Raw genomic sequence first — 24,257 nt, forward strand, 5'->3', positions numbered from 1 at the left:
CGGGCACCCACCCGCGGCGGCCACCCGGTGCCGGCCCGCGGCGTCGGCCGGCCGGGCTCAGGCCGGCGGCTCGGGCCGGGCGAACGGCACGGTGGGCTGGACCGTCAGGTCGGCCGGCGCCGGCGGCCGGTCGTCCCTCCGCGCCCGCTCCCGGCGGTGTCCCCGGCCGAGCGGCCGGGGGCCCGGCGCCTCGTCCGATTCCGCTTCCGCCTCCGGCTCGGCGGCGGTCGGTGGCGCGGTCCGGCCGGACAGGTGCAGCGCCGCCGCGAGCAGCACGGTGGCCAGGAACGCGGTCACCAGACCCCGGCCGTGGTCGACCCGGATTCCCGCCTCGGAGGAGTAGAAGAGCGTCCGCCGGCCCGAGTCGTCGAGGGAGAACGCAGTCGCGGTCAGCACGGCGAACACCGCCACCGCGAGGGCCAGACCCGCCACCCGGGCGTTGGGCCGGACCGCGGCGGTGCCCCGCAGGGCCAGTGCCACCGCGGTGGCCAGGCCGAGCAGGCCCACCAGGTAGCCGACCCCGAAGCCGCTCACGTCGGCCACCCCGCCGGGAACCCGGATCGGGGTGTTCCCCTCCGGGCCGCCGTTGGGCACCGTGATCACCAGCCATTCGCCGATCAGGGAGGCGACCGCGGCCACCGCGCCGAGGCCGGCCAGCACCAGCGGCAGTCGGCGGTCCCGCCCCAGCCCGGCCAGCGACCGCCCGATTCGCCCGGGCGGCGCCGGCTCGGCGTCGCCCCACTCCACGACGGTCGTCCCGTCGGACCGGTTGTCCTGCCTGGGGATGGGGAGATCCTGGGACATCGGCCACCCTTCCGCGCGCGGGCCTGCGTCGAATCATGACACAGCCGGCACCCGGCGACGCGGAGCGCAAGTCGGTACGGCGGGCAGGTCCGGGCCACTCGGTGCGTCCCCGCCCGGTTTCGGTTAGCGTCGGGGGCATGCCTATCCGTACCGCTTCCGCTAGTTGGCAGGGCAACCTCACCGAGGGTTCCGGGACCGTCCGCACCGGCAAGGGCGGAATCCAGGGGAACTACTCCTTCAAGTCGCGTTTCGAGGAGGGCGAGGGGACCAACCCGGAGGAGCTGATCGGCGCCGCGCACGCCGGCTGCTTCTCGATGGCCCTCTCCAAGCAGCTCGCCGACGCCGGCGCGACCGACATCTCGGTGGATACCACCGCCACGGTGCACCTCGACAAGACCGACGCGGGCATGTCCGTGACCCGGATCGACCTGGAGACCGTGGGTCAGGTGCCGGGCATGGACGGGGCCCAGTTCACCAAGCTCGCCGAGGCGGCCAAGGAGAACTGTCCGATCTCGCGGCTGCTCGCTCCGGGTGCGCAGATCACCCTGAACGCCCGCCTCGCCTCCTGAGCCACGACCACCTCCGCCCGGCCGGTCCCAGCGCACCGGCCGGGCCTCGGTGCCGTGCGCCCCGGTCGGTGGGGGTCGGCCGTCGGGCACAATGGGGTCCGTGCCGGTCAAGATGAGCCGTGAGCGGTTCGAGGAGCTGGTCGGCGAGGCCCTCGACGAGGTGCCCGAGGAGCTGCTCGGGCTGATGAGCAACGTGGTGATCCTGGTCGAGGACGAGCCGCCCCCCGGCGAGCACCTGCTCGGCCTGTACGAGGGGCACGCGCTGACGAATCGGGGCTGGGACTACTCCGGGGTGCTCCCGGACCGGATCCTCATCTACCGCAACCCCATCCTGCGGATCTGCGACAGCGACGACGACGTCGTCGAGGAGGTCGCGGTGACCGTGGTGCACGAGATCGCCCACCATTTCGGCATCGACGACGAGCGGCTGCACGGGCTCGGCTGGGGCTGACCGGGCTCGCCGCGGCGCCCCGCTCGGCCGATGCCAGCCGTTGCGTGGGTCCCCTAGCCTGCTGGGGAGGCACACCCCGATGCAGGAGGAAAATCCATGCGCAGCGCGCTCTTCTCCGCGGAGAACCTTGAGAAGGAGTCCCAGCAGCCGGGCATGCGGCTGCAGAACTCCAAGATGCTGAAGATCGAGCTGAACGGCGAGGCGATGGCCCGGGTCGGGTCCATGGTCGCCTACCAGGGGCAGGTGCAGTTCCAGGCGCTGGGTTCGGGCGGCATCGGCAAGTTCATCAAGCAGCGCCTGACCGGTGAGGGCGTCCCGCTGATGAAGCTCTCCGGCCAGGGCGACGTCTTCCTCGCCGAGCTGGCCAAGGACGTGCACATCATCGACCTGGAGCCCGGCGACGCCCTGTCGATCAACGGGTCCAGCGTGCTCGCCTTCGACGCCACCCTGCAGTACGACATCAAGATGGTCGGCGGCGCCGGGATGGCCTCCTCGTCCGGCCTGTTCAACTGCGTCTTCACCGGCCACGGCCGGATCGCCATCACCACCAAGGGCACCCCGGTGGTGCTCAACGTCGACCAGCCCACCTACGTGGACCCGCAGGCGGCGGTCTGCTGGTCGGCCAGCCTCCAGACCGGGTACCACCGGGCCGAGCAGCTCGGCCTGGGCACGCTGCTCGGGCGCAGCACCGGCGAGGCGTTCACGATGAGCTTCGCCGGTCAGGGCTTCGTCGTGGTGCAGCCCTCCGAGGAGCCGCCGGTGCAGGGCAGCGGCGCCCAGCAGCAGCAGCAGGGTGGCCTGCTCGGCGGCCTGCTGCAGTGACCGTCCGGTCCGTGGGGTGCCCGGTCCGGGCGCCCCGCGACCGTCAGCTCAGTTCACCGGCGCGCAGCCGGGCCAGCCAGGCCGCCGCGTCGGCGTAGTCGGCGTCGGAGAGGCCGGCCGGTGCGGGGACCGGTCGGTCGGCCGCCGCCGGGCTCCAGCGGTGCCGGGGGTACGACCCGAGGAAGCGCACGTCGGCGCAGACCCGGCGCAGTCCCCGGAGTGCCTCCCCCAGCCGGACGTCCGCGACGTGCCCGGTGCAGTCGAGGAAGAAGACGTACCGGCCGAGCGCCTCGCCGGTGGGGCGGGACTCGATCCGGGTCAGGTTGACCCCGCGGACGGCCAGCTCCATCAGCACCGAGAGCAGGGCACCCACCCGGTCGTGCGCGATGTAGACGGCCAGCGAGGTGACGTCGTCCCCGGTCGGCGGCGGGGGCGGGCCGGGGCGGGACACCAGCACGAAGCGGGTCACCGCGTCCGGATGGTCGGCGACCTTGTCGGCGAGCACGGTCAGCCGGTGCCGGGCCGCGCCGATCGGGGCGCAGATCGCCGCGTCGTACTCGCCGCCGGCCGCGCCCGCCGCGGCGGCGCCGTTGGAGAGCACGTCGAACACCGTCGCGTCGGGCAGGTGATCGCGGAGCCAGCCTCGGCACTGGGTGGACGCCTGTGGGTGGGCCGCCACGGTGCGGACCTGGGCGAGGCCGGTCCCCGGGCGGGCGGCGAGCACGAATTCCACCGGCAGGATCACCTCCCGGGTGATCACCAGCGGCTCGCCCTCGGCCATCTCGTCGAGGGTCACCCCGACCGCGCCGCCGATCGAGTTCTCCAGCGGCACCAGGGCGGCGTCGGCGTCCCCGGCCCGGACGCTGTCCAGCGCCTCGCCCACGCTGCGGGCCGGCGTGCGGCTGCCCCGCTCGGCGGCGGGCACGCTGCGCAGCGCCTGCTCGGCGAAGGTGCCCTCGGGCCCCAGGTACACGAAGCGGGTCGGCGGTGTTCCGGGCATGGCGACCAGCCTACGCACCCGGGGTGCCGTCGCAGGCCAACGTCCGGATGCCGGGCGGTCCGGCGGCGCGTACCTCGACACCGCAGACGTCGGTGCCGGCGGTGACGAGCTCCAGCGCCCCCGGCCGGCCCCGGGTGACCACCTGCAACTCCTCGTGCCCGGTCACGTCGAGCACGGTGTACTGCCAGCCGTCGGCACAGAGCGGCCCGGTCCGTACCGTGACCCGGACGTCCCGGGGAAGCACCTGGGCCGGGCCACGCAGCAGGGCGACCACGTTCTGGCCGGTGGGCCCGGCCGGGCAGGGGGTGGCGACCAGGCCGGCGGGGGTGCGGGCGGGCGTCGGCGTGGTGGGCGCGGTCGGCGTGGTGGGCCCGGCGCTCGGCGTCGGTGCGGTGGGGGTGCCGGTCCCGGTCGGTGTGCTGGCCGTCTGCCCGGGGGGTTGGCGTAGCTCGGGCGGGGTGCCGCAGGCGGTCAGCGGCAGCAGGGTGAGCAGCGCCGCCGGGACGGTGAGCCGCCGGAGCACGGTGGGACGGGCTGGGATGGGTGGCACGGTCCGATCCTCGGATCGACGGAGGTCGTTGTGGCCGGGTGGCCGAGCCCATCGTAGGAGGATCCCGCGGTGGGGTGAAGCTCACCTGTGGACGCGATGCCCGGCGCGCTCCAGGGCGGCCGTCGCCTCGGCCAGCCGAACCGCTGGGATCAGCACGTGGTCGGTGTCGTAGGTGGAGAACGCCACCACGTTCACCCGGGCCCGGGCCAGCGGCGCCACCAGGGCGGCGAGGGTGCCGGTGGTGGCGGGGTCGAGCGGGGCGAGGATCCGCAGGCAGCGCCAGTCCGTCTCCACGGCCGCCTGCTCCGGTGCGCGCGGGACGGGGCAGATCAGCGAGATGCCGTCGGCGCACCAGCTCACCGTTACCACGTCGTGGTCGCCGAGCTCGACCCACACGGCCGGGGGCAGCGCCGAACCGGCCGGCAGCCGGCACATGGCGTACTCGCCCGGCAACAGAGCGACATCGAGCATGAGGGCACCATACGGCCTCGCCGTGGGTCCGCCCCAGCACCGTCGCGCGCGGCGAACGCCACCCGCCGTCGCAGGTCAGACGGCGGAGAAGAAGGTGAGCGAGCCGGCCACCGATCCGTCGGTGAGCACCGGGGTGGAGATCGCGTCGACGGTGACCCCCGGCCCGTCGTCCCCCGGGCCCTGGACCCGGAGCAGCCCGCGGGCGAGCCGGCCGGAGTGCAGGGCGAGCAGCGGCGGGATCTTGTCCGTGTCCTGCTCGGTCAGCTCGCTGCGGTTGGCCGTGAAGTCGACCAGGCGCAGGCCGCCCTCGAGCAGCGGATGCCCGATCACGTCCTCCGGCGCACCGAGGCAGAGCAGCTCGCAACCGGACGAGGAGATCGCCATCACCGTGGTCTCGGCGTCGATCAGCAGGCAGGGCTCGGCGGCGTGGGAGACGGTGCTCGACCACTGCCCGAAGTTGTCGGACTCCTGCCCGGTCGGTGTCCCTGCGGTCGGCGCGAACACTTCCGAGAGCGAGAGTTCGACGTGGGCCACCGCGCCTCCTATGTACACCGACGGTCTGTCCACGCTAGCCGGTCGCCGCCACGACCGCCCGACCGCGCTGGGTGAGCCGGCCGTGAGTGCTCTTGCTCGCCCGGGTACCCATGGTGCGGAGGGGCAGGTGCCGGTGCGACGGGTGCCCGGTGACCGGGCGGCCGGCGACGGCGCGGGCCGTCGGACCTGCCGAGGCGGATCCCCGGACCGCGTGGCGTCGCCGGTGACGTTACCGGCGGGCGGCCCGCTTGTCAGCGGCCGTTCGGCCCTCGTCGTACCACCGGTAGTCGGCCGCTGGACGGTACGTGCCGTTCAGCCAGGTGTGTGGGTGCTGGGCGACCCGGGAGAGCTTCTCGGCGGTGGCCGGGCTGATCCGGTTGCCTCCGGCGACGAGGAGCCGGTCCAGCTCCCGGTGGGTCGCCATCAGGCAGTCCTTCGGCAGGCCGTACACGCTGATCACGCCGGAGCCGACGAAGGTCAGCACCGGACTCACCGGGATCGGCAGGCCGACCGCGTCGGAGAGGGCCTTGCTGGCCCGCTTGGCGTCCCGGCGCGCCTCGGCCACATAGGGCGGACGCTTGCCGTTGATCTGCACGACGTCGCCGGCGACCAGCACCCGGGCGCGGCCGTGGTCGGCGATGGTGACCGCGAAGAGGCCGCTCGGCCCGATGGCCAGGAACCCGGCCCGGTCGTCCTGGCCGCGGTCGAGCAGGACGTCGGCGACGTCGGTGCGCGGCCACTCGATGACGTGCCAGGCGGGACCGAGGTGGTCGAGCTGGCCCAGGGCGCGGGCCCCGGCCGCCTCCAGCCGGCGGGCGCCCCGCTCGGCCCGACGCCGGCGAGCCCATTCCAGTGGAGTCGGTCGGGCCGGTTCGAGCACCGAGGTGGACTCGGCCCGGGGCTGTGGCACTGCGGCGGGCGGCAGGGCCCGGGTGGGTACGGCTCGACGAGCGGGAAAGACAGTCATCGCGACCTCCGGCAAAAGGTCCCTCGAAGTTATGTCTTCACTACCCTACGTTGCGGACCCCGGTATTCGGCAAGGTGGAGCGCCGGAATGAGTGCGGATGAATGCCATATTCATTCACACTTCTTTTCCGGATGGTGCCCAAGCCCTGTCCTACGCTGCGAGGGTGACCCACTACGTGGACAGCGAGGTGGCCCGGCTCGGCACGGTGCTGCTGCACCGCCCGGGGCCGGAACTCGCCCGGCTCACCCCACGCAACAACGACTCTCTGCTCTTCGACGCTATCCCATGGGTGGGACGGGCGCAGGAGGAGCACGACGCCTTCGCCGCCGCGTTGCGCGAACGCGACGTCGAGGTGCTCTACCTCGCCACCCTGCTGGCCGAGACGCTCGCCGTGGCCGACGCCCGGGCCGAGCTCACCGACCTGGTGCTGCGCTCGCCCCGGCTCGGCGACACCCTCCGCCGCCGGGTCGCCGACCACCTCGCCTACCTCGATCCGGCCGCCCTGGCCGACGTGTTCATCGCCGGGCTCGCCCACGAGGAACTGCGGGTCGGCCCGGACCGCCCGGGCGGTCTGGTCTGGACGCTGATGGACCGGCACGACTTCGTCGTCGACCCGCTGCCCAACCTGCTCTTCACCCGCGACTCCTCGGTCTGGATCGGCGACCGGGTCGGGGTGACCAGCCTGGCCATGCTGGCCCGGCGGCGGGAGACCACGCTGACCGACGCGATCTACCGGCACCACCCGCGCTTCGTCGGTACCGAGTTCGTCTACCACCCGGAGATGGAGCACCTGGAGGGCGGCGACGTGCTGCTGCTGGCACCGGGCGTGCTCGCCGTCGGGGTGGGCGAGCGGACCACCCCGGCCGGGGCGGAACGCCTCGCCCGGCAGGTCTTCGCCGCCGGCCTGGCGCACACCATCCTGGTGGTGCCGGTCGCGCAGCAGCGGGCCACCATGCACCTGGACACCGTGTGCACCATGGTCGACGTGGACGCCGTGCTGATGTACCCGAACATCGCCAGCACGCTGTCGGCGTACACGGTCATCGCCGGGGCGGACGGCGACGAGCCGCGGGTGGACGGGCCGGCACCGTTCCTGCGCGCCGCGGCCGACGCGATGGACCTGGACCAGCTCCGGGTGATCGACACGGGCCTCGACCCGGTGACCGCCGAGCGCGAGCAGTGGGACGACGGCAACAACACCCTCGCCCTCGCGCCCCGGCTCTGCGTCGGCTACGAGCGCAACGTCGAGACCAACGCCCAGCTCGAGCGGGCCGGCATCGAGGTGATCGCGATCGCCGGCTCCGAGCTGGGTTCCGGCCGGGGCGGCCCGCGCTGCATGTCCTGCCCACTGGTCCGCGAGCCCCTGGTCCGCGAGCCGGCGCGGCACTGACCCCGGCGCGCCACCGAACCGGGCGCGTCACCGACCCGAGCGGGCTGGCGACCGGTTCGGGCCCGCCCGGCGCGGGGCGTCCGGCGGACCCGTCAGGGTCGTCGGGTCAGCGGAGGGTGAGCTGCCGGCCGACCAGGCCGTGCCGGGCCCGCCGGCCCGCCGCGTCCAGCGGCTCGGACTCCTTCAGCGCCTCGGCGTACCGGTCGGCGAACGCCGCCACCGGCGCCTCCCACTCGGTCGCCGGAGTCTCCTCGGGCAGGTCCCACACCGGCACCAGCCGGCCGTGCGCCCGGAACATGCCGGCGAAGCGGGTGTGCTCGCCGAGGGTCAGCGTGCCGGCCACGCTCAGCCGGGACAGCGCGTCCAGCGCGGCGTCCTCGTCGTCCGGCAGCACCCAGCGGACGTGGGCCTTGTCCGGAACCTGGCACCAGTACGCGGCCCGCGCGGCACCCAGCCGGACGGTCGGGTAGACCGCGGCGTTGGCCCGCTCCAGGGACGCCTGCACGGTCGGGTCGTCGGTCGCACCCGGGTCGAGCCAGAACTCGAAGCCGTCGTGCATGGTGATCTCCAGCGGGCCGTCCACCAGGATGTCCTGCAGGCGGGGGCCCGGCCCGGGCAGCGGCGGCACGGTGACCTGGCCGCCCGGCTCGGTACGCAGCGCGCACAGCAGCGCCTCGGCCAGGTCCCGAGAGACGTCGCCGGACTGCTGGTGGCGCTGGAGGCCGACGAAGACCCGACCGTCCGCCTTGGTCATCGCCGCGGCGGCCATCGGCAGCACGGTGGCCAGGGTGACCGGCCGGTCGCCGTACTCCTCGACCAGCTCGGAGGTCAGCCGCAGCGGCGCGGACGCGGCCGGGACCAGCTCACGCAGGGCGATCCACTCCGGCTCGTCCGCCAGCCCCTCGAACGGACGGGGCACGAAGATGTCGCGCACCTTCTCCCGCTTCGGGGTGCCTTCGCTGGCCCGCTCGCTCTTTCGACGCTTCCTCACGGCGAGACAGCCTAGATGCCGGGCCGGGACCGGGTGGGGACGACCCGCCCTCGCGGCCCGTTCAGCCGGCCACGACCAGATCCGACCGGGGCGTGGTGACCGGGTCGAACTCGGCCCAGACGCTCTGGCCGAGGCCGTCCCGCTCGACCCCCCAGCGGCTCGCCAGGCCGGCGACGATGTGCAGCCCGCGCCCGTCGACGGCGTCCGAGCTCGCGGCCCGGATCAGCGGTCCCGAGGCGGCGCCGCCGTCGGTGACCCGGAGCTGGACACACTGCCCCTCGGCGACCGACCGCAGCCGCCAGGCCACCCGGACCACCCCGCCGGGCAGCGGGTCGGCGTGCCGGACGGCGTTGCCGACCAGTTCGGCGAGGACCGCGACCAGATCGGCGAGCAGGACCCGCGGGACGACCTCGGCCAGCTCGGTGGCGAGTCGGTGCCGGGCCAGCCGTGCGCCGGTGGCGTGGTGGGGCACCACCACACACCATGATCGTTCGGTCGAACCCGTCGGCACGTCGTCCCTTCCCCGCCCCCGTCGGCGCCCAGTTCATCCGCGCGGCAGCCGCACCTCTGCGACGGTACCGCCACCGACCCTCGGTCGAAGGGATACCCATCCATTCTGCTGTTCAACGATCTGGCGGACGAGATAGAGACCGAGCCCGGCCCCCGGATAGCGTCGCCGGTCGCCGGACTCGCCCTGCCAGAACCGGTCGAAGGCCCGTTCCACGTGCTCCGGCCGGATGCCGATGCCCCGGTCGGCGACCCGGAAGGAGACCGTCCCCCCGCTGGCCGTGGCGCTCACCTCGATCGGCGTGTCCGGCAGCGAGTACTTGCCGGCGTTGGTGCTCAGCTCGGTCAGCACGGTGGCCAGGCTGCGCCGGTCGCCGAGCACCTTGGGCAGGTCGTCCGGCAGGTCGAGGACGATCCGGTGCCGGAGGTCGGCCGGCAGGTCGGGCAGCGCGCCGCGGAGCGCGTCGGCCAGGTCGAAGGGGGCCGCCGGCTCGCCGCCGGGCCGGCTGTCGGTGGCTGCGGAGAGCAGCCGGTCGACGAGCCGGGCCAGCTCGTTGGCCCGCTGCCCGATGATCCGGGCGGCCTGCCGCCGGTCGTCGTCGCTGAGCGACTCCCAGTGGTCGGTGAGGGTGTCCGCGTACCCCTTGATCACCGTGACCGGGGTACGCAGTTCGTGGCTGGTCACCGCGACGAAGAGATCCCGGTCGTGGTCGCGCCGCTGCTGGTCGGTGATGTCGCGGAAGGTGACCACCCGCAGCGCGCCGGGACCGGGCAGCTCCCCGGAGGTGATCCGCAGCCAGCGGCCGTCGGGCAGCCGGTGGTCGAGCACCTGCCCCGGCGGGGGCAGCGGGAAGGGCAGCGGGCGGCTCAGCGCCTTCCCGGCCGGGCGGCCGGTCACCTGGGCGGCGGCCGGGTTCCAGAGCCGGACGTGGTGGCCCCGGTCCACCACCGCCAGCCCGTCGGCGAGGGCCGCCACCACGGGGCCGTCGCCGTGCACGGGCAGGCCGGTCTGGTCGCCGTACATGTGGGCGATGCAGGCGGCGATGTAGCCGAGGACCGCGTGCCGGGCGGCATCGACCGGTTCGCCGTCGGGATAGAGGGCGTGCAGGCTGCCCACGGTGAGGCCGCCGATCTCGGCGCGGGCGACGACCATCCGGCGCAGCCCCCGCTCGGCCACCTCGTCGGCGAGCTGGCCCGGGATGAGGTCCACCCGCACCTCGCGCACCGGCGGGCCGGAGAGGAGGCAGACGACGGCCGGGTCGCTGGCCGGCAGCGGCCGACCGATGATCCACTCGGCGGCGCCCGTCGCCGCGATCACCCGTCCCCCGGCGGGGGCGTACTCCACGAACGCCAGGCTGGCGGCGCCGACGGCCGGCTCGACCACGCTGAGCAGCCGGGTGAGCACGGGCAGGCCCGAGTCCCCGGAGTTGATCATTTTGATCACGCTGGTGTGGCCGGCGATGAGGGCGGGGTAGTCGGTTCGCTCCGGCATGTCCCGAGTGTGCCTTGGGCGACCGGTCCGGGGACACCCCCGGGCGGTCGAGGCGTATCGGCCAGCGGCGGACCGGGACCGGGCACCGGTGGGGCTCAGCGGCCCAGTCGGGCCAGCGTCCGTGCCGGGCGGTCGGTGATCACCCCGTCCACCCCCGCGTCGAGGACCAGTTCCAGGTCGTCGGGCTGGTTGACGGTCCAGACGTACACCTGGTTGCCGGCCGCCCGCAGCGCGGGCACGAGCTGCGGCCGGGCCCGCACCAGGCCGATGCCCGGGCCGGCGATCCGGGTGCCGAACGGCAGCCGGCCCAGCCGCAGCCAGCGCGGCAACACCTCCAGCAGCAGCACGGTGGGCAATGCGGGGGCGAGGTCGCGGATCCGGCGTACGGCCAGCGGGGAGAAGGACATCACGGTGACCCGGACCGGGGCGTCCGGCACCGGCTCGGCGAGGCCGTACCGGCGCAGCAGGGCGACCAGCCGGCGTTCCACGTCCCCGCCGTACCGGGACGGGTGCTTCGTCTCGATCAGCAGCCGGACCGGCCGGCCGGCGGCCAGCACGGCGTCGAGCAGCCGTTCCAGGGTGAGCAGCCGGGTGTGCGACTCGTCGAGCCGCTCGTCGCCGTCGGCCGGCACCCCGCCGGGGTGCCAGGAGCCGAAGTCGAGCGCCTCCAGCTCGGCGAGCGTCCGCGCGCTCACCAGCCCATGGCCGTTGCTGGTCCGGTCCAGCCGGCGGTCGTGCACGCAGACCAGATGCCCGTCCCGGGTCAGCCGGACGTCGCACTCCAGGCCGTCGGCGCCCTCGTCGAGGGCGCGCAGGTAGGCGGCGAGGGTGTGCTCGGGCAGGTCGTACGAGGAGCCGCGGTGCGCGAAGACCAGGGGATCGCCCATGCCGCCCGGTCCCTAGACGACCCGGCCCGGCTGCCCGTCGTCGGTGACCACCGGCCGGCCGGCGGCGGCCCAGTCACCCATCCCGCCCTCGACGTTGCGCACCTCGTCCCAGCCGTTGCGCATCAGGTACGCGACGACCTGCGCGGACCGCCCGCCGGAGCGGCAGATCACTGCCACCTCGCGGTCGTTCGGTACCTCGGCCAGCCGGGCGGGCAGCTCCATCATCGGCAGGTGGTGGGCCGCCGGCGCGTGGCCGGCGGTCCACTCGTCGTCCTCCCGGACGTCGAGCAGGTAGGTGTCGTCGGCGACGGCCGACGCGGGCACGCTGGGAACCTGGGGTCCGAACACGGATACCAAGCCTAGTCGGCCCGCCCGGCCTACAGCCGGTTGACCCAGCGTGGATTGGCGCCGGCCCACTCCGGCACCCGGGTGCCGCGGACGGCGTCGAAGAGTCCGTTGCCGCCGTCGTCGAGCACCACGTAGGAGACCTCGTCGATGGTCTGCGGGTACGACGGGACCCGCACCCCGCTCAGCGCGTCCGCGGGCAGCGCGCGGAACGCGAGGAGCAGATCCTCCAGCGGTACGCCGTTGGTGTCCACGGTGAGCGAGCCGCCCACCGCCCGGAGCACCTGGTCGAGCTTCACCGGGTCGCTGCGCAGGTGTGTCTCGCCGGCCTTGTCCAGCACCGCGCGGAGCATCTGCTGCTGGTGCAGCTGCCGGTCGTAGTCGCCGCCGGGCAGGTCGTAGCGCTGCCGGACGTAGTCCAGCGTGCGGGCGCCGTCCATCTGCTGGCAGCCGGGGGTGAAGAGGGTCTTCGTGTGAATCGAGCGGACCTCGATGTCCACGCACATCCGGATGCCGCCGAGCAGGTCGATGACCTCCTTGAAGCCGGAGAAGTCGACCAGCGCGGCCCCGTCGAAGCGGATGCCGGTGACCCGGGTCAGGGTGGCGGAGAGCAGCCGGGCGCCGGCCTGGCCGCCGCCGCCGTGTTCGTACGCCGCATTGATCTTGTCCTGGCCGCCGCCCCAGCCTGGCGCGGGCGGGATGGCGACCAGCAGGTCGCGGGGAATGGAGATCAGGTACGCCTGCCGCATGCCGGCCGGCACGTGCACGATGAGGATGCTGTCCGAGCGCTGGTCCTCGGCGCTGGCGCCGGTGCGGTGGTCGGAGCCGACCAGGAGGTAGTTGAGCGCGTCGGAGAGGTCGGTGCGCCGCTGGCGGGCGGCCGGGTCGAGCAGCTGCTCCTTGATCACCGCGCGGTCGTACCGGTTGGTCAGCCAGTGCAGCCCGGCCACGGCGAGCGTGGCGAGCAGGACCAGGGCGAGGCCCGCGCCGAGCAGGAACCGGGGCAGTCGGGCGGCTCGTCCGGCCCGCCCGCGTGTGGTCCGTGCTGGCCTGGACGTGACACCCCTCCCGCAGCCGCGAGGTGAGACTTGCTCACGTCAGGTTACGGGGGAAACACGCCGGCGGTGGCTGCTTTCGCGCAGCCACCGCCGGGGTGCGGGGATCACTTCCGGGTGGACAGCACGCTCGGGTTTGCCACCACGAACTCGGCGAGCTTGTCGTCCTTGACCGCCTGGAACATCTCCATGGTCAGCGAGTTGAGCGTCTCCCGATGGTTCGCGTTGGAGCTGTAGGTGCCACCGTTGGTGCGCAGCGTGGTCAGGTCGTTGCCGCTGACGCCCTTCATCGTGTAGATGAAGTCTTCGATCGGCACGTTGCCGGTGTCCAGGACCAACGCCTTGCCGGCCGCATTGATCAGCTGGTTCAGCTTGATCGGGTTGGTCAGCGTGCCGTTCTGCGTGGCCTTCTTGGCCATCGCCTTGATCAGCTGCTGCTGGTTCTGCTGCCGGTCGTAGTCGCCGCCGGGCAGGAGGTAGCGCTGGCGGGCGAAGTCGAGCGCCTCCCAGCCCTCCATCTCCTTGCAGCCCTTCTTGTGCACCACCGGGCTCATCGGCTTGCCGGTCTTCTTGGCGTCGGCGTTCCACATCGGCTTGCCGTCGACCATCATCATGTGGTGCGACGGCACCTCGTGGCTGACGCAGATCCGCACGGTGCCGAGGGCGTCGATGACGCTCTTGAAGCCACCGAAGTTGATGATCGCGGCACCGTCGAAGCTGATCCCGGTCATCTTCTTGATGGTCTTCGCCATCAACTGGGCACCACCCTCCCAGCCGCCGCCGTCGCGGGCGCCGAACTGGAAGGCCGCGTTGATCTTCTCGGTGCCGTGTCCGGGGATCTGCGCCTCGGTGTCCCGGGGAATCGAGATCAGGTACGCCTGGTCGTGGCTGGCCGGGATGTGCAGGATGATGATCGTGTCCGAGCGCACGTCGTCCGCCGCCCAGCGGGCCCGGGCGTCGACGCCGAGCAGCAGCATGTCGATCGGGCCGTCCAGGCTGTTGCCGCCCTCGGCGTCCGTCTTGCCCGCGTCGCCGAGCAGGTTGCGCTGGGCGATGTTGCCGGTGGCCTGGCCGATCACGGCCTTGCTGCCGACGATGGCGAGGCCGCTGGTCATCATGAGCACCGCGCCGAAGATCAGCGTCAGTCGGGCCCAGAGCGGGTCCTTGCGACGGCTGCGCTTCTTGGCGCCGCCGTTGCCACGGCCGGGGCCGGGCTGGGTCGGGATGATCGGCGGCACTCGCCCGGGTGCTCCGGGATCCAGTGACTGAGGGCGACGGCTGGTCTGAACCGGCATGCGTGCTCCAGCTCTAAAGATCGGGGGCTCGACCACTGTACGTACCGGCTCCCGTTCTCGCGACCTCCCCCCCGAGACTATTCCCGCCAATCTCGGCATCCGCTGCGGTGAATTGCCCGAACGGACAATTGAAAAGAACCGGTCGGCGGTTGGCTCACCATGGAGGAGCCCTTGACCGCCGACCGGTGGGATGTTCCGCGGGGTCAGCCCCCGTTGCCTGTGCCGCTCTGCTGGTTGGCCCGCACCCAGTCGGTCATGGTGTCCGTCGACATCGCCCGGTACATCGCCAGCGCCTTCTCCCGGTCGGAGACCACCACTGACTCGCCGTTGATGGTCTGGCTGCCGACGTTGGGACTGGTGATGAAGGTCAGGTTCTCACCGCGCAGGCTGCGGAACTGCAGCCCCATGTCGACCAGCGAGAATCCCTGGTCGACGGTGACCGCGTCGGTCACCGAGTTGAGGAACGAGGTCAGCTTCTTCGGGTTGGTCAGGGTGCCGGTGCTCGCCGCTTTGTCCATCAGCGCCCGGAGGAATTCCTGCTGGTGGCGCATCCGCGCGAAGTCGCCCTCGGGGAACTGCTTGCGCTGCCGGATCCAGTCCAGCGCCTCCGCGCCGTCCATGTGGTTCACGCCCTTGGTGAACGTCCGGTACGGCTTGTGGATCGAGGTGACGGTCCGCTCGACCTTCAGGTCCACCCCGCCGAGGGCGTCGGTGACCTCCTTGAACCCGGCGAAGTCGATCGCCATCACGTGGTCGATCCGGACGTCGCTGAAGCACTCCACCGTCTTCACGGCGAGCGGCAGCCCGCCGAACGCGAACGCCGCGTTGACCTTCGCGCGCTGGCCGGAGTCGCAGTCCGCCCCCGCGCTCTCCGGGATCCGCACGTAGAGGTCACGCGGGATGGAGACCAGGTAGGCCTGCTTGTGGTCGGCCGGGATGTGCATCACGATCAGCGTGTCCGCCCGCCATTTGCCGGCGCTCTCCAGCGGGGCGTCCGGATCCCGGGAGTCGCTGCCGACCAGCAGGATGTTCAGCGACCCGTCGACCGTCTTGGTGGGCCGCCCTCCGGTGATCTCCGAGAAGGGGTCGGTCCGGGCCAGGTCGTTGTTGAGGTTGCGGGCGTAGAACCACGCGCCGACGCCGCCGAGCAGCGCGAGCACCAGCACCGCCACGCCGGCCACCAGGCCGATCCGCCCCCAGCGCGGGCGCGGCCCGCGCCGTCCGGGCCCGCCGGCGCCGCCACCGCCCGGGCCATCCGGGCCGAGGGGGCCGCCGGGGCCGCCGGGGCCGCCCGGGCGCGGCTGATCGTCGTACGACGGGTACCACTGGGCCTCGGTCGCGCGGGCGCGCCCGGCGGCGCCCCGGCCGGGGCCGGGGACCTGGGCGCGACCCGAGCTGCGGAGCAGGTACGGAAGCGGGACGCCGACAGCGGTGGTCGCGGACATGTAACCGAGGGTAGGTCGGTCGAGCCAGTACCGCCGTGAGGTGACCGCTGGTGTCAGCGTCCTGTCCAGCTGAGATCAGTACCCTGAGCGCTCGCGGAAGTGCGCGATCGTGCGTCGCAGGCCGTCTTCGGGCGCCACGGTCGGCTGGTATCCGAGCAGCTCCCGGGCCAGCGTCAGATCCGGCCGGCGCATCTCGGGGTCGTCCGCGCTACGGGTGATGTAGCTCACCTCCGACGGGCTTTCGGAGAGTGACACGATCAGCTCGGCGAGTTGCCGCATGGACATCTCGTGCTCGGTGCCGCAGTTGATCGGGCCCGTCTCGGTGGAGTCGAGCAGCAGCAGGATGCCGCGGACCAGGTCGTCGACGTAGCAGATCGAGCGCGTCTGGTTACCGGTGCCGTGCACGGTGATCGGCTCGCCGCGCAGCGCCTGTGAGATGAAGGTGGGGATCGCCCGGCCGTCGTCCGGGCGCATCCGCGGGCCGTACGTGTTGAAGATCCGGACGATCGCGGTGTCCGTACCCCGGCTGCGGTGGTAGGCCATGGTGGCCGCCTCCGCGAAGCGCTTCGCCTCGTCGTAGACGCTGCGTACGCCGATCGGGTTGACGTTGCCCCAGTACGTCTCGCGCTGCGGGTGCTCCTTCGGATCCCCGTACGCCTCGCTGGTGGAGGCCAGCAGGAACCGGGCACCGTCGGCGGTGGCCCGCTCCAGCAGGTGCAGGGTGGCCACCGAGCCGACCCGGAGGATCTCCACCGGGAGCTTCTCGAAGTCGGTGGGGCTGGCCGGGGAGGCCATGTGCAGGATGGCGTCGAACGGCTCGGCCAGCGCCGGGTGGTCGGTCGGCAGCCCCGCCGAGACGTCCCCCTCGACCAGGGTGAAGGTCGGCTTCCCGAACAGGTGGGCGACGTTGTCCCTGCTGCCGGTGACGAAGTTGTCCAGCACCACCACCGTGCAGCCGCGGTCGATCAGGGCGTCGACCAGGTGGGACGGCACGAAGCCGGCGCCGCCCGTGACGAGGATTCGGTGTCCGGCTTTGAAGCGGGGCGCTACCTTCATGCCGGCCAGCCTACTCAGCGGGAGGTTGGCGTCGGCGCGGCGCGGGATGCGGCGAGGGGCCCCGCCGGGTGCGGCGGGGCCCCTCGTCAGGTCGAGCGTCAGTGGGCGCCCGCGCCGGTCAGCGCGCGCACCTCCAGCTCGGCGTACTTCTCCTCGTCCTGCTCCTTGGAGAGCACGGTGCCCAGCCAGCCGCACAGGAACCCGAACGGGATGGAGATGAGGCCCGGGTTGGACAGCGGGAACCAGTGCCAGTCGTGCTTGGGGAACATGGCCGTCGGCGCCCCGGAGACCACCGGGGAGAAGAAGACCAGCACCACGGCGGCGAGCAGGCCGCCGTAGATCGCCCACACCGCGCCGGAGGTGTTGAACCGGCGCCAGAACAGGCTGTAGAGGATCGCCGGCAGGTTGCCCGAGGCGGCGACCGCGAAGGCCAGGGCCACCAGGAACGCCACGTTCAGGCTCTGCGCGTAGATCGACAGCGCGATGGCGATGGCGCCGATGACCAGGGCGGAGATCCGCGCGACCGACACCTCCTGGCGTTCCGACGCCTGCCCGTTCTTGATGACGTTGGCGTAGAAGTCGTGCGCCAGGCTGGACGAGGAGGCCAGGGTGAGTCCGGCGACCACGGCCAGGATGGTGGCGAAGGCGACCGCCGCGATGATCGCCAGCAGGGTCGCGCCGCCCAGGCTGCCACCGAAGAAGTCCCGGCCCAGCGCCTCGGCGAGCTGTGGCGCGGCGGTGTTGCCGGCCTTGTCCTGCGCGGTGATCGCCTGGCCGCCGACCAGCGCCGCCGCGCCGAAGCCGAGGGCCAGGGTCAGCAGGTAGAACGTGCCGATGATGCCGATCGCCCAGAGCACACTCTTCCGGGCCGCCCTGGCGGTCGGCACGGTGTAGAAGCGGATCAGGATGTGCGGCAGACCGGCGGTGCCGAGCACCAGCGCGATGCCGAGCGAGAGCAGGTCCATTTTGCTGTAGAAGGTCTTCAACGCGTCGCCGGGCGTCTCCACGCCGTACCGCAGGCCGGGTTCGAGGAAGGCGGCACCCTTGCCCGAGGCGGACGCCGCGTCACCGAGCAGCGAGGACAGGTTGAACCGGTACTTCGCCAGGACCAGCAGGGTCATCACGATCGCGCCGGTCATCAGCAGGAACGCCTTGACGATCTGGACGTACGTGGTGCCCTTCATGCCACCCACGGTGACGTAGATGATCATCAGGGCGCCGACCATGACGATGGTGGCGACCTTCGCGGTGCCGGCGTCCATGCCGAGGAAGGTGGTGCCCGGCTTGATGCCGAGCAGGAGCGCGACCAGCGCGCCCGCACCGACCATCTGGGCCAGCAGGTAGAAGATCGACACGGTGATCGTGGAGACCGCGGCGGCCGTCCGGACCGGGCGCTGCCGCATCCGGAACGCCAGCACGTCGGCCATCGTGTAGCGGCCGGAGTTGCGCAGCAGTTCCGCGACCAGCAGCAGCGCCACCAGCCAGGCGACCAGGAAGCCGATCGAGTACAGGAAGCCGTCGTAGCCGTAGAGGGCGATGATGCCGGCGATGCCCAGGAAGGACGCCGCCGACATGTAGTCGCCGCCTATGGCCATGCCGTTCTGGAAGCCGGAGAACGAGCGGCCGCCGGCGTAGAAGTCGGTGGCGGTCTTGGTCTGCCGGCTGGCCCAGATGGTGATGGCCAGCGTGACCGCCACGAAGATCAGGAAGAGCGTGATGGTGAGGTTCCGGGCGGTGGTGCCGCCCGCCTCAGCCGCGAGGACCGCGTTCATGGGTCACCTCCCCGATCTCGGCGCGGATCCGGTCGGCGACCGGATCGATCTTCCGGTCCGCGAACCGGGCGTAGAGCCATGCGATCACGAACGTCGAGACGAACTGGAGCAGGCCGAAGACGAGGGCGACGTTGATGTTGCCGAAGAGCTTCGTGCCCATGAAGCCCCGCGCGTAGGCGGAGAGGATGACGTAGAGCGCGTACCACAGGAAGAACGCGACGGTCATCGGGAAGACGAAGCCGCGCAGCGCGCGCCGCAACCCGGCGAACTCGTCCGACCGCTGTACGGCGAGGTACCGCTCAGCCGCCGACTCGGCAGGCGCGGACGCGGGTGTGTCCGTGGACATCTGTGGATCACCACCTTCACAGGCGTGGGGAGTTTCGCGCACGGTAAGGAGTGCGCTCCCCGCCGGGGAAGGGCGAGATCGGTGTCGGTCGCGGGTTGCGCCGAACGGTGGGCCGGCTGCGCCGAGTGACGCAGGTCACTTCGCTGAGCGGTCGCCGCTCAGTCCGTCAACTCGCGGTACCGGCCCCGGTAGTGCAGCAGCGGAGGGGTCTCCTCGGCCAGGTCGACCGCCTCGATGGTGGCCTCGACGAGCAGGCCCCAGCCGTACTCCCGGGCGGTGTCGAGCCGGCAGCCGGCCCACCCCCCGGCGTCGGTCGGCACCGGGCCGTAGGGGGAGTCGGTCCACCTGCCGGTGGCGAAGAGGCCGCCGGGCGACGGGAAGAGGCCAGCGAAGCGGTCGGCGAGCTGCCGGTGTGCGGGCCCCAGCGGGCAGACCGCGAAGCGCCCCGCCTCCTCGATCGCCGCCCACAGATCCGACTCCGGGTCGATCAGCCCGAGCAACCGGTCCGGCTCACCCTCGGCGACCAGGGTGGACGAGACGGTGAGTCCGGCCGGCCCCGGCGCGGTCCAGAGGGTCACCGGGGCGGCGAGCCGCCCGCGCAGCCGGCGTACCGGAGAACGCTGCCCGGCCGGCACGGCGAACGGGTCGGTGTGGTGGATCTCGGCACCCGGCTCATGATTCACGTGAAACATTGTGCCGCCCGGGCCCGCGCCCCACCGAGGAAGCGGTCGTGCGGATTTGCGGCGCAGTGGCCCGCGCCGATCGGTTTGCGCAGGCGACTGTGCCGGTGAGCGACATACCTGAGCGTCATATCTATGCCTCCCGCTCATATCCACCGGAGGGATGTCCACCGTCCGGCGGCTAGAGGTGAACTGGACGCGGAGGGGCGGGATCGTCAGCGACGCGGGGTGACGGCCGCCAGCAGCTCCGGCTGGCGGCGGTCCAGCACGTCACCGGCCAGGTAGGAGCCGAGCAGCGCCGCGCCCAGCCCGTACGCCAGGCCGACCGGCAGCGCCAGCCAGAGCCACAGGTCCCCCAGCAGCGCCGCGGCCACCACCATCGGTGTCGCCGCGACCGCCGAGGCGATCATGGACAGCAGGGTGAGGAAGCTCTTCGCCACCCCGGCGCCGGTGTTCATCGCGAACGGATTGCTCGTCTCCGGCAGGGCGTACCCGCCGAGCACCGAGACGAAGCCGGTGACCGCCAGCCCGCTGCCGTACGCGGCGAGCAGCGCGCCGGCCATCACACCCAACCAGCCGGGGTGCCCGAGCAGCGTGGCGAGGACGACCGCGACCACGCCCAGGATCGGCACGACGTACAGGGAGAACGCGGTCATCCGGGCCCGCAGCTCCAGCCGCCCGGGCACGCCGGCCACCACGTTCGCCGCGTAGCCGCTGCCGTCGAAGCCGAACTGGTTGGCCAGCGTGAGCGACGCGAGCACGCCGACGAAGAGCATGGAGAGGCTGACCAGGACCGGCGAGGAGTCGGTGCTGGCCTCCCCGAACGCCTGCCCGCCATCGGTGGCGAGTCGGGAGCCGCCCAGGTTGACCATCACCGGCACGAAGACGCCGACCACCGCGACGGTGATCAGGTTGGCCCGGCGCCGGGCGTCCCGCCACCAGTACCGGCACTCCCGGGCGACCAGCGCGCCGAACCGGTCCCGTCGGGCCCGGCCGACGGCGCGCGGGAAGAGCTGGTCGACGGCCCCGCCGGTCGGGCCGCGTCGGTCCCGGACCGGGCCGGCGCTCGCCGCCCCGACCATCGCCGACTCCAGCGACCGGGACCACCACAGCAGCAGCGCCCCGATGGTCAGCGCGGTGATCAGCAGCTTGACCGGGGCGGCCCACACCCGCCCCTCGGCCACGTCGATGCCGGCGGTCCACGGCGCCCCGAACGGGGTCCAGCCGACCACCCGGGCCACGCCGGTCAGCCGCTCCCAGTCGGCCTGGCGGACCGCCGCCAGCACCACGATCTGCAACGGCCCGAGCAGGGCGGCGACCACCGCCAGCAGGACGGCGGCCAGGTCGCGTACCCGACGGGAGCGGAGCATGGTGGCGAAGGCGCTGGTCAGCGCGCGGGCGGCCGCCACGCAGAGCAGCAGCCCGGCGACCAGTCCGACGACCGCGACCAGAGCGGCCGACCAGCCGCCCAGCGCGCCGGCGGTGACCACCAGCCCGGCGACCGCGACCAGCGTCGTCAGCACCGGCACGCTGATCAGGGCGGCCGCGTACAGGCCGGTGACCAGGGTGCGGCGGGTCAGCGGCAGCAGCGCGAACCGGGCCGGGTCGAGGGTCTCGTCGACGCCGAAGAAGACCAGCGGCAGCAGCAGCCAGCCGAGCACCAGCAGGCCGCCGCCGAAGGCGGCGGTGAGCAGCGCGTACCGGGGCTCGCCGGCCAGACCGGGCGCCGCCAGCGCGAAGAAGCCGCCGGTGGCGAACCAGAGCCCGACCAGCACGCCGACCACGAAGAGCGCGATCCGCCAGCCCTGACCGCGGAAGTTGTTGCCCATCACCCGCAGCTTCAGCCGGACGAAGTGTCGGACGGGGACCCGGGCCGATCCGACGGGCGCGCTCACCGCGACAGCCACGACAGCTCCTGACCCGTCGCGGTCCGCCCGCCGACCACCTCGACGAAGACGTCCTCCAGCGAGCGGTCGCCGCGTACCTGGTCGAGGGTGCCGACCCGCTTGATGGTCCCCTCGGCGAGGATCGCCACGTGCGAGCAGAGCCGCTCGACGACCTCCATCACGTGGCTGGAGAAGACGACGGTCCCACCGCCGCCGACGTACCGCTGGAGGATGTCCCGGATCAGCGCGGCCGAGACCGGGTCGACCGCCTCGAACGGCTCGTCCAGCACCAGCAGCCGGGGGCCGTGCAGCAGCGCGCAGGCCAGGCCGATCTTCTTCTTCATGCCGGCCGAGTAGTCCACCACCAGGGTCCGGCCGGCGTCGGTGAGCGCCAGCACGTCGAGTAACTCCGCCGCCCGCTGGTCCACCACCGCCGGGTCCATCCCGCGCAGCAGACCGTGGTACGCCAGCAGCTCCGCCCCGCTGAGCCGGTCGAAGAGCCGCACGCCGTCCGGCAGCACGCCGAGCAGACCCTTGGCGCGGACCGGGTCGGCCCACACGTCGTACCCGAGCACCCGGGCCTGGCCGGCGTCGGGCCGCAGCAGGCCGACGGCCATGGAGAGGGTGGTGGTCTTGCCGGCGCCGTTCGGACCGAGCAACCCGTAGAACGAGCCGGCCGGCACGTCCAGGTCCACCCCGGCCACGGCCACCTTGGTCCCGAACCGTTTGGCCAGGCCGCGCAACGCGAGCGCGGGGTGCTCTTCGGTCATGTCCCGACGTTAGTCCGTGGGCGCCAGGGATCTCTCCCGCCACGGAACGCCCCGATCACAGCCGCAACGTCTCCGGAGCGTGCAGCCGCAGCATGGTGGCGCCCACGTCGGCGGGCAGCCGGCGGCGGGTCGCCATCGACACCGCCACCATCACGGTGAACGCCAGCGGCACCGTCCACGCCGCCGGCTGGGTGGTCAGCGTGGCCGGCCAGCCGCTCAGCGGCGGACCGAGCACAGTCAGCAGCACCGCGGCGATCGCCGCGCCGCCGCCCACCAGCACCCCGGCCGCGGCGCCCAGGTCGGTCAGCCCGCGCCACCAGATGCCCAGCACCAGCAGCGGGCAGAAGCTCGACGCGGCCACCGCGAAGGCCAGCCCGACCACCTGCGAGACGTCCAGCCCGGAGACGTTCAGCGCGAGCACCGCCGGCACCCCGCCGGCGAGCACCGTGGCCAGGCGGAAGCCGCGTACCGAGCCGCGCCCGAGCACATCGGTGGAGATCACCCCGGCCACGCTGGTGAGCAGTCCGGACGAGGTGGAGAGGAAGGCCGCGAACGCCCCGGCCGCGACCAGCGCGGCGAGCAGCCGCCCGGTCAGCCCGTCGCCGAGCGCCGCCCCGGGCAGCAGCACCACCACCGCGTCGGTCTGGCCGGTGACCAGGAGCTGCGGCGTGTAGATCCGGCCCAGCACCCCGTAGATCGTGGGCAGCAGGTAGAAGGCGCCGACCAGGGCGAGCACCACCAGCGTGGTGCGCCGGGCCGCCGCGCCGTCCGGGTTGGTGTAGAAGCGCACCAGCACGTGCGGCAACCCCATGGTGCCGAGGAAGGTGGCCAGGATCAGCGAGTAGGTGGCGAACAGCCCCCGGTCGTCGTTGCCGGCGGTGTCCGGCAGCAGCCAGTCGGTCGCCCGGGTGGCGGTGCCGGAGACCTCCGGCACCGGGTCGCCGGCCGCGAAGTCGAGGCGGTCGCCGGGGCGTACCTCCCGGATGTCGCCGTCGGGCAGGGTGAGGGTCGCGCGGTGCTCGACCACGACGGTGGTCGCGGTCCGGAACGCCGGCCCGTCGGGCGGCGCGACCGCCGGGCGGGCGTCGGCCTGCCACTGCAAGGCCAGGAAGATCGCCGGTACGGCCAGCGCGGTCAGCTTCAGCCAGTACTGGAAGGCCTGGACGAAGGTGATCGCCCGCATTCCGCCCAGCGCCACGTTCGCCGTCACCACCACGGCGACCAGCAGCGCCCCCACCGGGTAGGGCGAGCCGGCCACCGTGGCCAGCGTCAGCCCGGCGCCCTGCAACTGCGGCACCAGGTAGAGCCAGCCGATGAAGATCACGAAGACGGTGGCGAGCTTGCGCAGCCGCCGTGACCCGAGCCGTACCTCGCAGAAGTCGGGCAGGGTGAACGCGCCCGAGCGGCGCAGCGGCGCGGCCACGAAGAGCAGCAGCGCCAGGTAGCCGGCGGCGAAGCCGACCGGGTACCAGAGCACGTCCACGCCGTACTTGAGGATCAGCCCGGCCACGCCGAGGAAGCTCGCCGCGGACAGGTACTCCCCGCCGATCGCGGCGGCGTTCCAGGTCGGGCTGATCGCCCGGGAGGCGACCAGGAAGTCGGAGGTGGTGCGGGCCAGCCGCAGCCCGTAGAAGCCGATCCCGACGGTGACCAGGGTGACCGCCACGATCGCCGGGACGACGAAGCCGTTGCCCACCTCACCGCTCCGGCCGCTGGACCAGGTCGGTGAAGTCCTGCTCGTTGCGCTCCGCCAGCCGCACGTACGCCCAGCCCACCGTGATCAGGAACGGGAAGGAGGCCACCCCGAGCAGCAGCCACGGCAGGTTGACCCCGAGCACGGTGACCCGCCCGACCGCGGGCGCGATGGCGAAGAGCCAGGGGAGTCCGCCCAGCCCGATCAGCACCACCAGGCTCAACCGGAGCGCCAGCGCGAGCTGAGCCCGGACCAGGCCCCGGACCAGCGCCTCACCCACCCGGGTCTGCTCCGCCAGCTCGGCCCGGGTCCGTGCCGACCGGTCGTCCCGGCGGGACACCTCGGCCAGCACGATCCGGGTGCGCCGGATCGGCTCGGCGGCGCGCGGGGCCGGCACCGGGACGGCCGCGGCGGGCCGCCCCGGGCCGTCGCGCTTCGCCGGGCCGGTCATCCCCGGCAGTCTTGCCTGCTCAGCGGGA

Annotated in this window: 25 protein-coding genes and 1 pseudogene; 4 read left to right on the top strand and 22 right to left on the bottom strand. The window is 73.0% G+C overall.

The window, feature by feature from the left end:
• Positions 1 to 57: 57 nt before the first annotated feature.
• Positions 58 to 804, bottom strand: coding sequence for a hypothetical protein (locus tag I8N68_RS19970; RefSeq protein ID WP_200212252.1), 747 nt, complete (start codon positions 802 to 804; stop codon positions 58 to 60).
• A gap of 137 nt (positions 805 to 941) precedes the next feature.
• Here I8N68_RS19970 and I8N68_RS19975 point away from each other — a divergent pair, with 137 nt between their 5' ends.
• The 3 genes from I8N68_RS19975 (at position 942) to I8N68_RS19985 (ending at position 2,646) form a co-directional block, all read left to right on the top strand.
• Positions 942 to 1,373, top strand: coding sequence for an OsmC family protein (locus I8N68_RS19975; protein ID WP_200212255.1), 432 nt, complete (start codon positions 942 to 944; stop codon positions 1,371 to 1,373).
• 91 nt (positions 1,374 to 1,464) lie between these two features.
• Complete coding sequence (locus I8N68_RS19980) at positions 1,465 to 1,824, top strand: metallopeptidase family protein (protein ID WP_200212257.1); 360 nt, start codon at positions 1,465 to 1,467, stop codon at positions 1,822 to 1,824.
• 96 nt (positions 1,825 to 1,920) lie between these two features.
• Positions 1,921 to 2,646 carry an AIM24 family protein gene (locus tag I8N68_RS19985; RefSeq protein WP_200212258.1) on the top strand — a complete coding sequence of 242 codons (726 nt, stop codon included), beginning with the start codon at positions 1,921 to 1,923 and terminating at the stop codon, positions 2,644 to 2,646.
• Between the two features lie 43 nt (positions 2,647 to 2,689).
• On the opposite strand, the gene pheA is transcribed toward I8N68_RS19985, so the two are convergent.
• From pheA to I8N68_RS20010, 5 genes are all read right to left on the bottom strand, one after another.
• Positions 2,690 to 3,646 (bottom strand): prephenate dehydratase, encoded by a 957-nt coding sequence (gene pheA, locus I8N68_RS19990; RefSeq protein ID WP_200212261.1) that lies wholly within the window; start codon positions 3,644 to 3,646, stop codon positions 2,690 to 2,692.
• Between the two features lie 10 nt (positions 3,647 to 3,656).
• The gene (locus tag I8N68_RS19995) at positions 3,657 to 4,196 is read right to left on the bottom strand and encodes a hypothetical protein (protein ID WP_307812889.1); all 540 of its coding nucleotides are present in this window, start codon (positions 4,194 to 4,196) and stop codon (positions 3,657 to 3,659) included.
• 81 nt (positions 4,197 to 4,277) lie between these two features.
• Entirely contained in the window at positions 4,278 to 4,667 is a 390-nt protein-coding gene (locus tag I8N68_RS20000) for an ACT domain-containing protein (RefSeq protein WP_200212267.1), read from the bottom strand.
• A gap of 75 nt (positions 4,668 to 4,742) precedes the next feature.
• Positions 4,743 to 5,201, bottom strand: coding sequence for a PAS domain-containing protein (locus I8N68_RS20005; protein ID WP_200212270.1), 459 nt, complete (start codon positions 5,199 to 5,201; stop codon positions 4,743 to 4,745).
• 229 nt (positions 5,202 to 5,430) lie between these two features.
• A complete protein-coding gene (locus I8N68_RS20010) occupies positions 5,431 to 6,168 on the bottom strand; it encodes a hypothetical protein (RefSeq protein WP_200212272.1) in 738 nt (245 codons plus the stop codon).
• 163 nt (positions 6,169 to 6,331) lie between these two features.
• Between I8N68_RS20010 and I8N68_RS20015 the strand changes: the two genes are divergently transcribed.
• Positions 6,332 to 7,558, top strand: a complete 1,227-nt coding sequence (locus tag I8N68_RS20015; RefSeq protein ID WP_200212274.1) for an arginine deiminase — start codon at positions 6,332 to 6,334, stop codon at positions 7,556 to 7,558.
• Positions 7,559 to 7,664: 106 nt separating this feature from the next.
• Here the strand turns inward: I8N68_RS20015 and I8N68_RS20020 are convergent, their stop codons facing one another.
• The 16 genes and pseudogenes from I8N68_RS20020 to I8N68_RS20095 form a co-directional block, all read right to left on the bottom strand.
• Positions 7,665 to 8,549: a DUF5926 family protein gene (locus I8N68_RS20020; RefSeq protein WP_200212276.1), complete on the bottom strand. Its 885-nt coding sequence runs from the start codon at positions 8,547 to 8,549 to the stop codon at positions 7,665 to 7,667.
• Positions 8,550 to 8,610: 61 nt separating this feature from the next.
• Positions 8,611 to 9,027 (bottom strand): ATP-binding protein, encoded by a 417-nt coding sequence (locus I8N68_RS20025; protein ID WP_200212279.1) that lies wholly within the window; start codon positions 9,025 to 9,027, stop codon positions 8,611 to 8,613.
• Positions 9,028 to 9,093: 66 nt separating this feature from the next.
• Positions 9,094 to 10,548: an ATP-binding protein gene (locus I8N68_RS20030; protein WP_200212281.1), complete on the bottom strand. Its 1,455-nt coding sequence runs from the start codon at positions 10,546 to 10,548 to the stop codon at positions 9,094 to 9,096.
• 95 nt (positions 10,549 to 10,643) lie between these two features.
• On the bottom strand, positions 10,644 to 11,435 hold the full coding sequence (locus I8N68_RS20035) for a glycerophosphodiester phosphodiesterase (RefSeq protein WP_200212283.1): 792 nt from the start codon (positions 11,433 to 11,435) through the stop codon (positions 10,644 to 10,646).
• 12 nt (positions 11,436 to 11,447) lie between these two features.
• Positions 11,448 to 11,783: a rhodanese-like domain-containing protein gene (locus tag I8N68_RS20040; RefSeq protein ID WP_200212285.1), complete on the bottom strand. Its 336-nt coding sequence runs from the start codon at positions 11,781 to 11,783 to the stop codon at positions 11,448 to 11,450.
• Between the two features lie 29 nt (positions 11,784 to 11,812).
• Positions 11,813 to 12,730, bottom strand: a complete 918-nt coding sequence (locus I8N68_RS20045) for an LCP family protein (RefSeq protein WP_307812890.1) — start codon at positions 12,728 to 12,730, stop codon at positions 11,813 to 11,815.
• Positions 12,731 to 12,942: 212 nt separating this feature from the next.
• Positions 12,943 to 14,130 (bottom strand): LCP family protein, encoded by a 1,188-nt coding sequence (locus I8N68_RS20050; RefSeq protein WP_200212286.1) that lies wholly within the window; start codon positions 14,128 to 14,130, stop codon positions 12,943 to 12,945.
• Positions 14,131 to 14,333: 203 nt separating this feature from the next.
• On the bottom strand, positions 14,334 to 15,575 hold the full coding sequence (locus I8N68_RS20055) for an LCP family protein (protein WP_200212287.1): 1,242 nt from the start codon (positions 15,573 to 15,575) through the stop codon (positions 14,334 to 14,336).
• A 75-nt stretch (positions 15,576 to 15,650) separates the two neighbouring features.
• Positions 15,651 to 16,631: an NAD-dependent epimerase/dehydratase family protein gene (locus tag I8N68_RS20060; RefSeq protein ID WP_200212288.1), complete on the bottom strand. Its 981-nt coding sequence runs from the start codon at positions 16,629 to 16,631 to the stop codon at positions 15,651 to 15,653.
• A 98-nt stretch (positions 16,632 to 16,729) separates the two neighbouring features.
• A complete protein-coding gene (locus tag I8N68_RS20065) occupies positions 16,730 to 18,403 on the bottom strand; it encodes a monocarboxylic acid transporter (protein ID WP_200212289.1) in 1,674 nt (557 codons plus the stop codon).
• Positions 18,381 to 18,749, bottom strand: coding sequence for a DUF485 domain-containing protein (locus tag I8N68_RS20070; RefSeq protein WP_200212290.1), 369 nt, complete (start codon positions 18,747 to 18,749; stop codon positions 18,381 to 18,383). The genes I8N68_RS20065 and I8N68_RS20070 overlap by 23 nt, the downstream gene beginning before the upstream one ends.
• Before the next feature lie 158 nt (positions 18,750 to 18,907).
• Positions 18,908 to 19,524: pseudogene (locus I8N68_RS20075) on the bottom strand (flavin reductase family protein).
• Positions 19,525 to 19,644: 120 nt separating this feature from the next.
• Positions 19,645 to 21,336: an ABC transporter permease gene (locus tag I8N68_RS20080; protein WP_200212291.1), complete on the bottom strand. Its 1,692-nt coding sequence runs from the start codon at positions 21,334 to 21,336 to the stop codon at positions 19,645 to 19,647.
• Positions 21,321 to 22,085, bottom strand: coding sequence for an ABC transporter ATP-binding protein (locus I8N68_RS20085; RefSeq protein ID WP_200212292.1), 765 nt, complete (start codon positions 22,083 to 22,085; stop codon positions 21,321 to 21,323). Before I8N68_RS20085 ends, I8N68_RS20080 begins: the two co-directional genes overlap by 16 nt.
• Before the next feature lie 55 nt (positions 22,086 to 22,140).
• Complete coding sequence (locus I8N68_RS20090; protein WP_200212294.1) at positions 22,141 to 23,781, bottom strand: sodium/solute symporter; 1,641 nt, start codon at positions 23,779 to 23,781, stop codon at positions 22,141 to 22,143.
• 1 nt (position 23,782) lies between these two features.
• Positions 23,783 to 24,229: a DUF485 domain-containing protein gene (locus I8N68_RS20095; RefSeq protein WP_234040192.1), complete on the bottom strand. Its 447-nt coding sequence runs from the start codon at positions 24,227 to 24,229 to the stop codon at positions 23,783 to 23,785.
• Positions 24,230 to 24,257: the final 28 nt, after the last annotated feature.

The organism is Micromonospora coerulea (assembly GCF_016598485.1).
Lineage (GTDB): Bacteria > Actinomycetota > Actinomycetes > Mycobacteriales > Micromonosporaceae > Micromonospora > Micromonospora coerulea.